This window comes from Rhodopseudomonas sp. P2A-2r (assembly GCF_026015985.1).
Classification (GTDB): Bacteria; Pseudomonadota; Alphaproteobacteria; order Rhizobiales; family Xanthobacteraceae; genus Tardiphaga.
The window spans coordinates 4,791,225-4,804,623 of the sequence record NZ_CP110389.1 but is presented as its reverse complement, the minus strand read 5'-3'; the positions used below and the strand labels follow the sequence as shown (position 1 = coordinate 4,804,623).

Annotated in this window: 11 protein-coding genes; 8 read left to right on the top strand and 3 right to left on the bottom strand. The window is 64.3% G+C overall.

Features of this window, described 5'->3' with window-relative positions:
• The first annotated feature begins 101 nt into the window (after positions 1-101).
• The 3 genes from rfaD to ONR75_RS23175 are packed head-to-tail and all read left to right on the top strand — an operon-like array spanning position 102 to position 4,522.
• Positions 102-1,082, top strand: coding sequence for an ADP-glyceromanno-heptose 6-epimerase (gene rfaD / locus ONR75_RS23185; RefSeq protein ID WP_265083774.1), 981 nt, complete (start codon positions 102-104; stop codon positions 1,080-1,082).
• A gap of 22 nt (positions 1,083-1,104) precedes the next feature.
• Positions 1,105-2,577 carry a D-glycero-beta-D-manno-heptose-7-phosphate kinase gene (gene rfaE1 / locus ONR75_RS23180; protein ID WP_265079309.1) on the top strand — a complete coding sequence of 491 codons (1,473 nt, stop codon included), beginning with the start codon at positions 1,105-1,107 and terminating at the stop codon, positions 2,575-2,577.
• 34 nt (positions 2,578-2,611) lie between these two features.
• Complete coding sequence (locus tag ONR75_RS23175) at positions 2,612-4,522, top strand: nucleoside-diphosphate sugar epimerase/dehydratase (protein WP_265079308.1); 1,911 nt, start codon at positions 2,612-2,614, stop codon at positions 4,520-4,522.
• A 6-nt stretch (positions 4,523-4,528) separates the two neighbouring features.
• On the opposite strand, the gene ONR75_RS23170 is transcribed toward ONR75_RS23175, so the two are convergent.
• The gene (locus tag ONR75_RS23170; RefSeq protein ID WP_320109756.1) at positions 4,529-5,515 is read right to left on the bottom strand and encodes a glycosyltransferase family 4 protein; all 987 of its coding nucleotides are present in this window, start codon (positions 5,513-5,515) and stop codon (positions 4,529-4,531) included.
• Positions 5,516-5,743: 228 nt separating this feature from the next.
• Between ONR75_RS23170 and ONR75_RS23165 the strand changes: the two genes are divergently transcribed.
• Both ONR75_RS23165 and ONR75_RS23160 read left to right on the top strand, forming a co-directional pair.
• Positions 5,744-6,739, top strand: coding sequence for an NAD-dependent epimerase (locus ONR75_RS23165; protein ID WP_265079307.1), 996 nt, complete (start codon positions 5,744-5,746; stop codon positions 6,737-6,739).
• Positions 6,740-6,759: 20 nt separating this feature from the next.
• The gene (locus ONR75_RS23160; protein ID WP_265079306.1) at positions 6,760-8,172 is read left to right on the top strand and encodes a mannose-1-phosphate guanylyltransferase/mannose-6-phosphate isomerase; all 1,413 of its coding nucleotides are present in this window, start codon (positions 6,760-6,762) and stop codon (positions 8,170-8,172) included.
• 86 nt (positions 8,173-8,258) lie between these two features.
• Here ONR75_RS23160 and ONR75_RS23155 read toward each other — a convergent pair whose 3' ends face one another.
• Positions 8,259-8,675: a hypothetical protein gene (locus tag ONR75_RS23155; protein WP_265079305.1), complete on the bottom strand. Its 417-nt coding sequence runs from the start codon at positions 8,673-8,675 to the stop codon at positions 8,259-8,261.
• Positions 8,676-8,790: 115 nt separating this feature from the next.
• Positions 8,791-9,459 (bottom strand): hypothetical protein, encoded by a 669-nt coding sequence (locus ONR75_RS23150; RefSeq protein ID WP_265079304.1) that lies wholly within the window; start codon positions 9,457-9,459, stop codon positions 8,791-8,793.
• Between the two features lie 35 nt (positions 9,460-9,494).
• Here ONR75_RS23150 and ONR75_RS23145 point away from each other — a divergent pair, with 35 nt between their 5' ends.
• The 3 genes from ONR75_RS23145 to murJ all read left to right on the top strand — a co-directional run bounded on the left by ONR75_RS23145 (position 9,495) and on the right by murJ (position 13,387).
• Entirely contained in the window at positions 9,495-10,499 is a 1,005-nt protein-coding gene (locus ONR75_RS23145) for a Gfo/Idh/MocA family protein (RefSeq protein ID WP_265079303.1), read from the top strand.
• A gap of 48 nt (positions 10,500-10,547) precedes the next feature.
• Positions 10,548-11,696 (top strand): DegT/DnrJ/EryC1/StrS family aminotransferase, encoded by a 1,149-nt coding sequence (locus ONR75_RS23140; protein WP_265079302.1) that lies wholly within the window; start codon positions 10,548-10,550, stop codon positions 11,694-11,696.
• A gap of 161 nt (positions 11,697-11,857) precedes the next feature.
• Positions 11,858-13,387 (top strand): murein biosynthesis integral membrane protein MurJ, encoded by a 1,530-nt coding sequence (gene murJ / locus ONR75_RS23135; protein ID WP_265079301.1) that lies wholly within the window; start codon positions 11,858-11,860, stop codon positions 13,385-13,387.
• Positions 13,388-13,399: the final 12 nt, after the last annotated feature.

The window sequence follows — 13,399 nt, the reverse complement described above, 5'->3', positions numbered from 1 at the left end:
CGAGACCAAGCCGTCGGCGGCGCAGGCCTCGCGGCGGTCCAAGTTGCCTGCCGGGCGCGACTGGGGCAAAGGTGGCGGCGCACAATCAGTTCGGGGATTCCATGCTGCTGGTGACCGGAGGAGCCGGTTTTATCGGATCGAATGTCGTGGCCGCGCTGAATGACGCCGGCCGCACGGACGTGGCCGTCTGTGACGTGCTCGGGCACGACGGCAAATGGCGCAATCTCGCCAAGCGCCAGCTGGCCGATATCGTGCCGCCGGCCGAACTGATGGGCTGGCTGCAGGGCCGCAAGCTCGATGCCGTGATCCACCTTGGTGCGATCTCGGAGACCACGGCGACCGATGGCGACTTAGTCATCGAGACCAATTTTCGCCTGTCGATGCGCCTGCTCGACTGGTGCACGGCCAGTGCGACGCCGCTGATCTACGCCTCGTCGGCCTCGACCTATGGCGACGGCGCCCAGGGATTTCGCGACGATGCGTCGTTGACCGCGCTGAAGGCGCTGCGGCCGATGAATCTCTATGGCTGGAGCAAGCATCTGTTCGACATGGCGGTGGCGGAGCGCGCGGCCCGCGGCGAAAAACTGCCGCCGCAATGGGCCGGCCTGAAATTCTTCAACGTGTTTGGTCCCAACGAGTATCACAAGGGCGGCATGATGAGCGTGCTGACCAAGCGCTTCGATGACATCAAGGCCGGCCGCACGATCGAGCTGTTCAAGTCGCATCGCGACGGCATCGCCGACGGCGACCAGCGCCGCGATTTCATCTATGTGGACGACGTGGTGCGGGTGATGACCTGGCTGCTGGCGACGCCGTCGGTAAGCGGGCTGTTCAATGTCGGCACCGGCACGGCGCGCAGCTTCAGGGACATGATGCTCGCCGCCTACAGCGCGCTCGGCAGCAAGCCGAACATCGCCTATGTCGACATGCCCGAGCAGATCCGCGGCAGTTACCAGTATTTCACGCAAAGCGATGGTGATCGCTTGCGCGGGGCCGGCTATAACGGCGGCTTCACCTCGCTGGAGGATGCGGTCGATCAATACGTCCGGGGCTTCCTCGACCAGCCCGATCGCTTCCGCTGAACGTGCCACAGGTAACAGCTTGATGTTCGATTTTGACGCCCTGTCGCATGCGATCGTCCGCCAGACCGTGCTGTGCGTCGGCGACCTCATGCTCGACGAATTCGTCTATGGCGAGGTCTCGCGGATCTCGCCGGAAGCGCCGGCGCCGGTGATCGCGGTCCAGCGCAGCGAGATCAATATCGGCGGCGCAGGCAATGTGGCGCGCAATATCGCGGCGCTCGGCGCGCGCTGCATCTTCGTCGGACTGGTCGGCGACGACCTTGCCGGCGCAACCCTCAAGGAGACACTGGCGCAGGAGAGCCTGATCGAGACGCTGCTGATCGTCGACCCTCAGCGGCCGACCACGCGCAAGGTGCGCTTCGTGTCGGAACATTTCTCGACCCATATGCTGCGCGCCGACTGGGAATTGGCGGCGCCGGCCGCCGCAGCCATCGAACAGCAACTGATCGATACGATCCTGCCGCAGCTTGCGCGCGCCGATATCGTGCTGCTGTCGGACTATGCCAAGGGCGTGCTGACGGCGCGGGTGATCCGCAACGTCATCGACGCCGCGAAGAAACTCGGCAAGCGGGTGATTGTCGATCCGAAGAGCGCCAATTTCGCGATCTATCGCGGCGCCACGCTGCTGACGCCGAACCGCAAGGAATTTTCTGAGGCCACCCGCAGCCGTGCCGGCAGCGAAGCAGGCATCGCGACGGCAGCTCAGGAGGCGATGCTGCTGGCGGACTGCGAAGCCATGCTGGTGACGCAGAGCGAGCATGGCATGACGCTGGTGCCGCGCGGCGGCGAGCCGATCCACGTGCCGGCGTTGCCGGCCAAGGTGCGCGACGTCTCCGGTGCCGGTGATACGGTGGCGGCGATGCTTGCGGTGACGCTGGCGGCTGGCGCCGACTGGGAGACCGCTTTGCGCACCGCGACGGCGGCGGCCGCGGTCGCGGTCAGCAAGAAGGGCACCGCGATCGTGACCCTTGCTGAACTGCGGCGCAGGATGCTGCCCGATGCGTTTCTCGCTGCCGAGGACAAGATCGCCATGGCGCCGGGCGATCTCGATGCAAGGCTGCAGGAATGGCGCAAGGCCGAGCTGCGCATCGGCTTCACCAATGGCTGTTTCGACATTCTACACCCCGGCCACGTCAAGGTGCTAACCGCCGCGCGGGCCACCTGCGACCGGCTGATCGTCGGTCTCAACAGCGACGCGTCGGTGAAGCGATTGAAGGGCCAGGACAGGCCCGTGCAGGACGAGCGTTCGCGTGCGGAGGTGCTGGCGGCGCTGGAGGCGGTCGATCTCGTCGTCATCTTCGAAGAGGATACCCCGCTGAAGTTGATCACGCAGATCCGGCCGAGCGTGCTGGTCAAGGGCGGCGACTACACCCGTGAGCAGGTGGTCGGGCACGAGGTCGTTGACGCCAACGGCGGGGAGGTTGTGCTGGTCGACATCCTGCAGGGCCACAGCACGACATCCCTGGTCAACCGCGCTCGCGGAGACCAAAGATGACACTCATCCCAATCTCACGATCGTTGGCACATTGATGGCCCGTATTTTTGCGTTTACCTGGCGAAACTGGCTGATTGCGATTCACGACGCAGGCGCGACCGCGGCGGCTGTGGTCCTGAGTTTCATGCTGCGTTTCGACGGCGAAAACCTGTGGGACCGGCTGCCGTTGCTGTTGACGATTCTGCCCTATTTCGTCGTCTTCAGTTTTTTCGTCTGCTACATGTTCCAGCTGACGACCACCAAGTGGCGCTTCATTTCGGTCCCCGACCTGTTCAATATCATCCGCGCCGCCACCGTGATGTCGGTCGCGCTGCTGGTGCTGGACTATATTTTCCTCGCCCCGAACGTCTACGGCACGTTCTTCTTGGGCAAGACGACGATCATCATCTACTGGTTCATCGAAATCTTCTTTCTCAGTGGATCGCGGCTGACCTATCGCTACTTTCGCTACACGCGCACGCGCAACCAGGCGCGCGCGATGGATGCCGCACCGACCTTGCTGATCGGCCGCGCTGCGGATGTTGAGGTCTTCCTGCGCGGCATCGAGAGCGGCGCGGTCAAGCGGCTGTGGCCGGTCGGGATTCTGTCGCCTGCGATGTCGGATCGCGGCCAGACCATCCGCGGCGTTCCCGTGCTGGGCGGGATCGACGACCTGCAGAATGTGGTCGAGGACTTTGCCAACCGCAGCCGACCGATCGAGCGCGTGGTGATGACGCCTTCGGCCTTCACGGATGAGGCCCATCCCGAAGCCGTCCTGATGCGGGCGCGGAAGCTTGGCCTCGTGGTTAGCCGGTTGCCGTCGCTGGAGGAAAGCCGGGACACGCCGCAACTCGCGCCAGTGGCCGTGGAAGACCTGCTGCTGCGTCCCAGCGTCAAGATCGACTACGCGCGGCTGGAAGCCTTCGTGCGCGGCAAGTCGGTTGTCGTGACCGGCGGCGGTGGCTCGATCGGCTATGAGATCTGCGACCGTGTCACCACCTTCGGCGCGGCGCGGCTGCTGATCATTGAAAACTCCGAGCCGGCACTTCATGCCGCTATGGAGAAGCTGTCGACCAAGGTCACCGGCGCGGTCGTTGACGGCCATATTGCCGATGTCCGCGATCGCGAGCGCATCCATCAGCTGATGATCGCATTCAAGCCGGACGTCGTGTTTCATGCGGCGGCGTTGAAGCATGTCCCGATTCTGGAGCGCGACTGGGGCGAGGGCGTCAAGACCAACATCTTCGGCTCGGTCAACGTCGCTGATGCGGCGCTGGCGTCGGGCGCGGATGCCATGGTGATGATCTCCACCGACAAGGCGATCGAGCCCGTGTCGATGCTCGGCCTCACCAAGCGCTTCGCCGAAATGTACTGCCAGGCACTCGACGGCGACGCCTCCAGCGGCTGTGACGCCAAGTCGCCGATGCGGCTGATCTCGGTGCGGTTCGGCAACGTGCTGGCGTCGAACGGCTCGGTGGTGCCGAAGTTCAAGGCGCAGATCGAGGCCGGCGGCCCGGTGACCGTGACCCATCCCGACATGGTGCGCTACTTCATGACCATCCGCGAGGCCTGCGATCTCGTGGTCACCGCTGCGACCCATGCGATGAATGCGCAGCACTCCGATGCTTCGGTCTACGTGCTGAGCATGGGGCAGCCGGTCAAGATCGTCGATCTCGCCGATCGCATGATCCGGCTGTCGGGACTGCAGCCGGGCTACGACATCGACATCGTTTTCACCGGCGTGCGTCCTGGCGAGCGGCTCAACGAGATTCTGTTTGCCAAGCAGGAGCCCACCAGCGAGATCGGCATTGCCGGCATTCTCGCGGCGCGGCCGCACGAACTGCCGCTGCCGACGCTCAAGTCGTGGCTGGCGGCCTTGCTCAGTGCCATCGCGGCCGATCAGCACGATGTGGTGGTGGCGATCCTGAAGGACGCCGTTCCGGAGTATCGGGCAGAGGCTGGCTGACGCAGGTTAGCGCTGTGGCGTGGAGAATTGCCGCAGCACGACCGCGACGATGACTGCACCCGCCGCAAGCAAGCCAAGATCCGCGCCGGTGGAATCGAGATAGATCGACAGGCCGGCCAGCATCGCCAGTCCGATGTTGAGGACGAATACCCGGCCGACGACCTGCAGGACCGTGAAGCCGTTGTCGGTCGCACGCTGGTAGAAATGCGAGCGGTGAGCGAGCCAGACAGCCTCGCGCTTCGCCAGCCTCCGCAGCAACGTGATCGTCGCATCGGCGAGATAATACAGCGGCAGAAGAATTGCAGCGGCCAGATGCTGCCGAAACGCCAGTTCCAGAAAGCACCAACCCAGCAGCAGGCCGATCGGCAGGCTGCCGACGTCGCCGAGAAAAACCCGGGCTACCGGGCGGTTGAACGGTGCGAAGCCTATCATTGCGCCACCCAATGCGGCGGCGACGAATGTGGCGGATGCAGGCAGTCCACCGAACAGACCGATCACGACCAGAGCGCCGGTGACCGGGACGACTTCGGCAACGGTCATCCAGTCCAGCCCGTCCATGAAGTTGACGAGGTTGACGAACCAGAGAGCGGCGAGCAACAGCACGCCGCGCTCGAGCCAGATTGGGAAATCATTGACGATCCGCAGATCGGCGGGGATGGCGAACAGGACGGCGCCAACGGCAATCGCCTGCATCGCCAAGCGTGGCGCCACCGATATCGGATGCAGATCGTCGGCGGCGCCAATGGCCGCGATCCCGACGGTCGCGCCAAACACCGTCCACAGCGCCAGCGGTTGAGCCCCCAATACCGACAGGATCGCGATCCCGGCGACCAGCAGCGTCGCGCCGATCACCGCGATCCCCGCGCCCTGTGGGGTGGGGACGACGTGCGACGACCGCGCATTGGGGCGTGCCAGTGCGTAGCGGACGAGCAGCGGTCGCAGGACTGGCGTCAGCGCAGCACAAAGCGCTGCAGCGGCTATTCCGACGGCCATGATCGCGAGTTCGAAATGTGACATTGAGATGATCAAACTTGATGTGGCGGGGGCATAACATAGCCGCGTTTCCGTTTCATATCCCAGTTTCAGGGAATCACCATCCAACTGGATGGCGACTTTTGAGCTGGATCTGCCCAATCTTGCGTTGAGGGGCTTCGCAGCATAAGGAGCGAGCTCCGGGTTGCTGCCGGTCAGGGCCGATGCTTGAATGCCACCGGAGGTCGAATGTCGGATGAACCAGTTCTGGTCACGGGCGCTGCGGGATTTATCGGATTTCACGTCGCGCAGCGATTGCTCGACGATGGTCGTCGCATCGTCGGGTTGGACAGCCTGAACGATTACTATGATCCGACCCTCAAACAAGCCCGGCTGGACATCCTGCAGAAACACCCCGGATTCGAGTTCGTGCACGCCAATCTGGCGGATCGAGCCGCCATCGCCGCGCTGTTTGCCAGGCATCGCTTCCCGGTTGTGATTCACCTCGCGGCGCAGGCGGGGGTGCGCTATTCGATCGAGCATCCGCATGCCTATGCCGACGCCAATCTGGAAGGCTTCCTCAACGTGCTGGAGGGTTGCCGTCACAACGATTGCCGGCATCTGCTCTATGCGTCATCATCATCGGTCTACGGCGCCAACAAGAAGATGCCGTTTTCGGTCGGCGACCGGGTCGACAACCCCATCAGCCTCTATGCCGCGACGAAGAAGGCCAATGAGCTGATGGCGCATTCCTATAGCCATCTCTATCGGCTTCCGACCACCGGGTTGCGGTTCTTCACCGTCTATGGGCCGTGGGGCCGGCCGGATATGGCGATTTTTCTGTTTACCAAGGCGATCGTCGAGGGCGTGCCGATCAAGCTTTTCAACCATGGGAAGATGCGCCGCGATTTCACCTATGTCGACGACGTCACGCGCGTGATCGATCGGCTGATTGACCATGTGCCCGAAGGCAGCGATGAACAGGCGCCCGCCAGGATCTACAATGTCGGCAACAACAAGCCGGAGGATCTGCTCGACGTGGTGACCGTGCTGGAAAAGGAACTCGGACGCGCGGCGCAGAAGACCATGCTGCCGATGCAGCCGGGCGATGTGCCGGAAACCTTCGCTGACGTGGATGATCTCATGCGGGATGTGGGCTTCAGGCCGGAAACCTCCATCGCGACCGGCATTCGCAACTTTGTCGCCTGGTATCGTCGGCACTACGACGTACGAGAAAATGCATAGCCAATCGATTTGAGGACCTTATGGACAAACGTATCATTCCACTGATCATGTGTGGTGGCGCCGGGACCCGGCTGTGGCCTTCGTCGCGCGAGGGGCGCCCGAAGCAATTCCTGCCGTTGTTCGGGCCGCGCTCGACGTTCCAGGACACCTTGCTGCGGGTCTCCGATCCCACATTGTTCGAACGGCCGATTGTCATCACCAACCAGGCCTACCGCTTCATGGTGCTGGAACAACTGGCGGACATCGGCGTCGAAGCGGATGTACTGCTGGAGCCCGCGCGGCGGGATTCCGGCCCGGCGATTGCTGCCGGCGCTGCGTTCGCATTGACGCGCGACGGCGAGGCCGTGGTGTTGGCGCTGGCTGCCGATCATGTGGTTGCAGATAACGCCGCCTTTATCGCCGCTTGCCGCCAGGGCTTGCCGGCCGCCAAGGCCGGACACGTCGTCACCTTCGGCGTCAAGCCGGAGCGGCCCGCGACGGAATATGGCTACATCTCTCCCGGCGCCCCCATTATGGGCGACGTCCAGGCTGTCGCGAAGTTTGTCGAGAAGCCCGACCCGGCGACGGCCGCCGATTACATCGAGGCGGGCTATCTCTGGAACAGCGGCAACTTCATGTTCAGCGCGGCCATGTTGCTCGACGAATACCGCCAGCTCGACGCAGCGAGTGTCGATGCCGTGACCGATGCCGTGGCCAAGGCGGGCCATGATCTTGGATTCGTGACGCTCGATCCGGAATCGTTCGGGGAGGCCAAGGCCATCTCGATCGACTACGCGGTGATGGAAAAGACGTCTCATGCTGCGGTCGTGCCGATGGCCTGCGGCTGGTCGGATGTCGGCTCATGGCATGCGGTGTGGGAACTGTCCGGCAAGGACGACCACGGCAATGCCGCGCAGGGCCTGGCGGTGTTCGAAGACTCCCGCAACTGCAATGTGTCCACCGACGGCGCAATCGTTGCGCTGGAAGGCGTCGACGATCTCGTCGTGGTGGCGACGCTCGATGCCGTGCTGGTGTCGCGCCAGAACGACGCCAACGGCATGAAGCGGCTGGTCGCCAAGCTCAGGGCCGTGGCGCCGAAGGTGACGGAGGATCACCTCAAGGTGCATCGCCCGTGGGGGTCCTACCAGTCGGTCGACAATGGCGAGCGTCACCAGGTCAAGCGCATCATCGTCAAGGCCGGCGGCCGGCTCTCCCTGCAGAAGCATCACCACCGCTCCGAGCACTGGATCGTGGTCCGCGGTGCAGCCCAGGTGACAGTCAACGAACTCGTCAAGGTCGTGCACGAGAACGAGTCGATCTACATCCCCATCGGTGCCACCCACCGTCTGGAAAACCCCGGCAAGATTCCGCTGGAACTGATCGAGGTCCAGACCGGCAGCTATCTCGGCGAGGACGACATCATCCGGATCGAGGATGACTATCAGCGGAAATAGTGACCGGGCGAGCGCCAACGGATAGCCAGAACCGCCTGTTCCTGCTCGTCGGGCGCAATGCGAGGCTGGCGTCCGTCGCCAACGCGCTACTTGGTCGGGGGCGTCGGTTTGACGTTCGGGAACCGGGTCAGCAGTGCCGTCTTCAGGAACTTGAAGTGCGGAATGCTGACGGCAAGCTCATCGAGCCGGCGCTGTCCGTTGGCGATCTCGCGCTCGAACAGGTCGAGATGCTCGCTGTCGATTTTTTCCCTTGTCAGGTACTCGTCGTTGCCGTTGCCGAACGAAACTGCCGCACGCGACAGCACGTCGTCGATACGTCGGGTCAGGCCGGCCTGTTCGACCTCGGCGCTGCGCACCGCCTCGTCGATGGATCGGATGACGGCCTCGATGCGCCCACGGTCCGTCTCGGCGTCGCGTTCCGCCGAGCGCGCCTTGAACTCGCGCTCGCCGATCATGCCGCGCAGAAAGGTGCTCGCCCGGGCCCGCCGGAACAGTTGGAACATGTGGCAACGTCCCATTGTAGGATCACCGAATAGACTGGCCTTCGGTTCTTGGCCCCTTCTTGGTTATCATCCGGTTAATGCCAGGTCGCGGCGACCGTAGCCGCCATGCGCTGGCTCAAGCCGTCGGCTTGACGTCAGGCATCCCGCTCAGCAGTGCCGCCTTCAGAAGCTTGTAGTGAACGATGCGGGCGGACAGGTCTTCGAGGCGGCGCTGGCTGTTCAGGACGTCGACTTCGATCAGGTCGGTGGATTGGCCGTGGCCGGCGACCTGGGCAACGGAATCGTTGCCGTCGTTGCCCAGCTTGAGCGCGGCTTGTGCCAGCACGTCGTCAATGCGTTTTCCAAGGCCGGCATATTCGGCCTCGGCGCCTCTCAGCGCGTCGTCGATCGCCCGCAAGATGGAATCATCGCGCAGCCGGTCGGTTTCAGAATCGCGATCGGCGGAGCGCGCCTTGAATTTAAGTCCCGCTGTGCGGGCCCGCAGCAGGCTTCGAATGCGCGCGCGCAAATACCATTGGGTCATGAAGGCGTCCCGTGCAGAGGATGACGATTCGCAGCAACGATCAGGTCGCAGCGCCTCTCTGAGAGATAGGTCAACTTCGCCGTTGCGGGAAGCCTCGGTTCGCCGGCAGGGAGCCAGGTCCCGGGCGTCGATTTGCGCAGGCGAGGCTGTGTGGACGGTTAAAATGCCTGTAATTCTTTGAATCAAAACGTGTTTGGGTATCTCGCTCCGCCATTCGCCACAATTGTGGCGGCATGCTAGGAGAACCAGCGCGCGGTTCATTCCATGAGCCGAACGTGTCATTTCGAGGTTTATTGATGGTTTCGAGAGAATCTGCAGCGGACGCGGGCCGCGTGCTTCGTGTCGGCGTCGTCGGCGCCGGCGTCATGGGCAGCAATCATGGGCGTGTGCTGGCCGGACTGCCCGGTATCGAGCTGATCGGCATCGTCGATCCCATGCTGGAACACCGCACCCGTGCGACCAAGCTGATCGGCTGCCCGACGTTTTCCGACCTGGAATCCCTGATCGCGGCAGGCGTCGATGCCGTCACCATTGCAGCACCGACCCATCTGCATCACCAGGTGGCGCTGGCCTGCATTGCCAAGGGCATCCACGTGCTGGTGGAGAAGCCGATCGCCTCCACCGTGGAGGAGGGTCGCGAGATCGTCGAGGCAGCCCGCAAGGCCGGCGTGACCCTGATGGTCGGCCATGTCGAACGCTTTAATCCGGCAGTCGCCGCCGTCAAGCAGGCCATCAAGGACGAGGATATCCTGTCCATCGCCATCACCCGCGTCGGCCCGTTTCCGCCGCGCATGTCCGATGTCGGCGTGGTCATCGATCTCGCGGTGCATGACATCGACCTGATCCGCTGGTTCACCGAATCAGACATCGTCGATGTGCAGTCGCAGCTGGCCAGCGCTGTCGCCGAGCGCGAGGACATTGCGCTGCTCCAGTTCCGCACCGAATCCGGCGTGCTCGCGCATATCAACACCAATTGGCTGACGCCGTTCAAGGCGCGCACCGTCACGGTGGCGACCCGCGGCAAATATGTGATGGGCGATCTCCTGACCCGCCAGGTCACCGAATGCTTCGGCTTCAAGACAGACGGCAGCTATTCCATGCGCCACCTGCCGGTTGGCCAGGACGAGCCGCTGCGCGCCGAACTGATGGCGTTCCTTTCCGCCGTACGCAGCGGCGGCGTGCCGGCCGTGACCGGCGAGGAGGGCGTCGCCTCGCTGGAGATCGCGATCCAGTGCCTGGACGCGCCGAAGAAGCCGGCCGCTACAGCGGCTCGCGCCGTACCGCGCCGCGTGGTCGGCTGACGCCGCCCGCCGCGCGACCACACCGCCATGACCAAGTCCGAGAGCCCAATGAACCAGCACACCCGCATTGATCCCGTTCCGTTCGTCGACATCGGCGCGCAGCGTCGCCGCCTCGGCCAGTCGATCGACGATGCGGTCGGCCGCGTGCTGACCCACTGCCAGTTCATCGGCGGGCCGGAAGTGGCCGAGCTTGAGGCCGCGCTGGCGGCCTATTGCGGCGCCAAGCATGTGATCAGCTGCGCCAGCGGCACCGACGCGCTGTTGATGGTGCTGATGGCCAAGAAGGTCGGCCCCGGCGACGCGGTGTTCTGTCCGTCCTTCACCTTCTGCGCCACCGGCGAGGCCGTGGCGCTGACCGGCGCCACGCCGGTGTTCGTCGACGTCGATGCGACCACGTTCAACATGGATACCGAATCGCTGAAGCGCGCGATCGGCACCGCGAAGAAGCTTGGCCTGACGCTCAAGGCGGTGATCCCGGTCGACCTGTTTGGCCAGCCCGCCGACCATGACGCCATCGGCGCCATCGCCGAGGCCGAAGGCATGTTCGTGCTCGACGACGCCGCGCAGGCGTTCGGCGCCACCATCCGGGGCAAGCGGCTCGGCACCGCGGCGCTGGCCACCGCCACCAGCTTCTTCCCGGCAAAGCCGCTCGGCTGCTACGGCGACGGCGGCGCCATCTTCACCGATGACGATCAGCTGGCCGCCGACCTGCGCAGCATCCGCGTCCACGGCCAGGGCTCCGACAAATACGACAATGTCCGCCTCGGACTCACCGGCCGGCTCGATACCATCCAGGCCGCGGTGCTGCTCGAGAAGCTGAAGATCTTTGACGACGAGATCGCCGCGCGCAACAAGGTGGCGGAGCGCTATGCGCGCAGCCTTGGCAACGTCGTCACCGTGCCGCGGGTCGCCGAAGGCAACACCTCGATCTGGGCCTGCTACACCATCCGCCTGCCCAAAGGCACCGACCGCGACGCTTTCGCCGCGGCGCTGAAGGCGCAAGGCGTGCCGACCGCTGTCTACTACGGCAAGTCCGTGCACATGCAGACCGCCTACGCAAACTATCCCGTCGCCGATGGCGGGCTGCCGGTGTGCGAAGCCATGTCCGCCGACGTCATCAGCCTGCCGGTGCACGCCTATCTCGACGAACCGACCCAGGACCGCGTCATCCAAGCCATCCGCGACGCGTTGGCGTAAGCTGTCACAATCACAACTGTCACCCACAAGTGTCATCGCCCGCGAAAGCGGGCGGTCCAGTATCCGGCATCGCCCGAGAGTATCGCCGGCAATGTCGTTTACTGGGTCACCCGGTCAAGCCGGGTGACGACAGCCCAGAGCTCATGCTGTAGAAGCGGCTGATGCTGAGACGTATTTTCACCGTCGGCGGATACACGCTGTTGTCGCGGATCACCGGATTCGCGCGCGACATCATGCTCGCCGCCATCCTTGGCGCGGGGCCCGTCGCCGACGCCTTCTTCGTGGCGCTGCGGCTGCCCAATCATTTCCGCGCCATCTTCGCAGAAGGCGCCTTCAACGCCGCCTTCGTGCCGGCCTATGCCCATGTCCACGGCGAGCATGGCGAAACCTCGGCGCGATTGTTCGCCGATCGCATCTTCACGCTGCTGTTCGCCTCGCAGGTGGTGCTGCTGGTGGCGGCCTGGCTGTTCATGCCGCAGGCCATGAGCATCCTGGCGCCCGGTTTCACCGATGACGCCGAGCAGCGCCGGCTGGCTATCGAGCTGACGCGCATCACCTTTCCCTACCTGCTGCTGATCACTTTGGTGACGCTGTACGGCGGCATCCTCAATGTGATGCAGCGCTTCGCCTCTGCTGCGGCGGCGTCGATCTTTCTCAACATTTCGATGATGGCCACGCTGGCTTTGGCGGCGTTCTTCCCCAGCGCCGGCCACGCCGCGGCATGGGGCGTGCTGATCTCCGGCTTCCTGCAATATTTCCTGCTGGCGGGCGATCTGGCCACGCATGGCGGGCTGCCGCGCTTTGCGCCGCTCCGGCTCGATGAGGACGTCCGCGCCTTCTTCCGCGCGCTCGGGCCGGCGACGCTGGGCTCTATGGGCACCCAGGTGGCGCTGTTCGCCGACACCATCATTGCCACGTTTCTTCCGGCCGGCGCGCTGTCGGCACTGTATTATGCCGACCGCCTCAACCAGCTGCCGATCGGCGTCATTGGCATCGCCATCGGCACCGTGCTGCTGCCGGAAATGTCGCGGCGGATCACCTCGGGCGACCATGCCGGCGCCATGGCGTCGCAGCGCCGCGCCTTCGAATTCACGCTGCTGTTTTCCGTGCCGTTCGTCGCCGCCTTCCTCAGCGTGTCCGACGTGATCATGCGCGCGATGTTCGCACGCGGCGCCTTCACCAAGGCCGACGCCGCCGCCGCCGGCGCGACGCTGGCCGCCTATGCGATCGCGCTGGTGCCGTTCGTGCTGATCCGCAGCGCCGTCGCCACGTTCTATGCGCGCAAGGACACTGCGACGCCGGTCAAGGCCGCATTGACCGGCATCGCCGTCAATGTGGTGCTGAAGATCCTGCTGGTGGGGGCATTGGCGCAGGTCGGCCTGGCGCTGGCCACGGCCATTGGCGCCTGGATCAATCTGCTGCTGGTGATCGGTTTCGCCGTGCGGTTCGGGTATCTGGAATTCGATCGTGCCTTCCTGCGCTCGCTGGCAAAATTCCTCGTCACCGGCCTGGTGCTGGCGGCGGCGCTTTGGCTGACAGCGCGGTTTGCTGCGGCGCAGTTCGCGCAACTGAGCGCCTTGCGCGACGAATCGGCGCTGGCGGTGCTGATCGTGGTCGGCGCCGCGGTCTATGCGGCCTTGATTTTGCTGCTGTTCGGCCGCCGCTGGCTGGTGTCGCTGGTGCGCAGCTAGGCCGTTTGCGCT

What these genes read in the sequence shown, in the direction of transcription:
- ONR75_RS23170 (WP_320109756.1), bottom strand. Translation starts at nt 5,515, where the DNA reads ATGGCCGTCGGAATAGCCGCTGCAGCGCTTTGTGCTGCGCTGACGCCA.
- ONR75_RS23140 (WP_265079302.1), top strand. Translation starts at nt 10,548, where the DNA reads ATGAACCAGCACACCCGCATTGATCCCGTTCCGTTCGTCGACATCGGC.
- murJ (WP_265079301.1), top strand. Translation starts at nt 11,858, where the DNA reads ATGCTGAGACGTATTTTCACCGTCGGCGGATACACGCTGTTGTCGCGG.
- ONR75_RS23150 (WP_265079304.1), bottom strand. Translation starts at nt 9,459, where the DNA reads ATGAACCGCGCGCTGGTTCTCCTAGCATGCCGCCACAATTGTGGCGAA.
- rfaD (WP_265083774.1), top strand. Translation starts at nt 102, where the DNA reads ATGCTGCTGGTGACCGGAGGAGCCGGTTTTATCGGATCGAATGTCGTG.
- rfaE1 (WP_265079309.1), top strand. Translation starts at nt 1,105, where the DNA reads ATGTTCGATTTTGACGCCCTGTCGCATGCGATCGTCCGCCAGACCGTG.
- ONR75_RS23175 (WP_265079308.1), top strand. Translation starts at nt 2,612, where the DNA reads ATGGCCCGTATTTTTGCGTTTACCTGGCGAAACTGGCTGATTGCGATT.
- ONR75_RS23155 (WP_265079305.1), bottom strand. Translation starts at nt 8,675, where the DNA reads ATGTTCCAACTGTTCCGGCGGGCCCGGGCGAGCACCTTTCTGCGCGGC.
- ONR75_RS23165 (WP_265079307.1), top strand. Translation starts at nt 5,744, where the DNA reads ATGTCGGATGAACCAGTTCTGGTCACGGGCGCTGCGGGATTTATCGGA.
- ONR75_RS23160 (WP_265079306.1), top strand. Translation starts at nt 6,760, where the DNA reads ATGGACAAACGTATCATTCCACTGATCATGTGTGGTGGCGCCGGGACC.
- ONR75_RS23145 (WP_265079303.1), top strand. Translation starts at nt 9,495, where the DNA reads ATGGTTTCGAGAGAATCTGCAGCGGACGCGGGCCGCGTGCTTCGTGTC.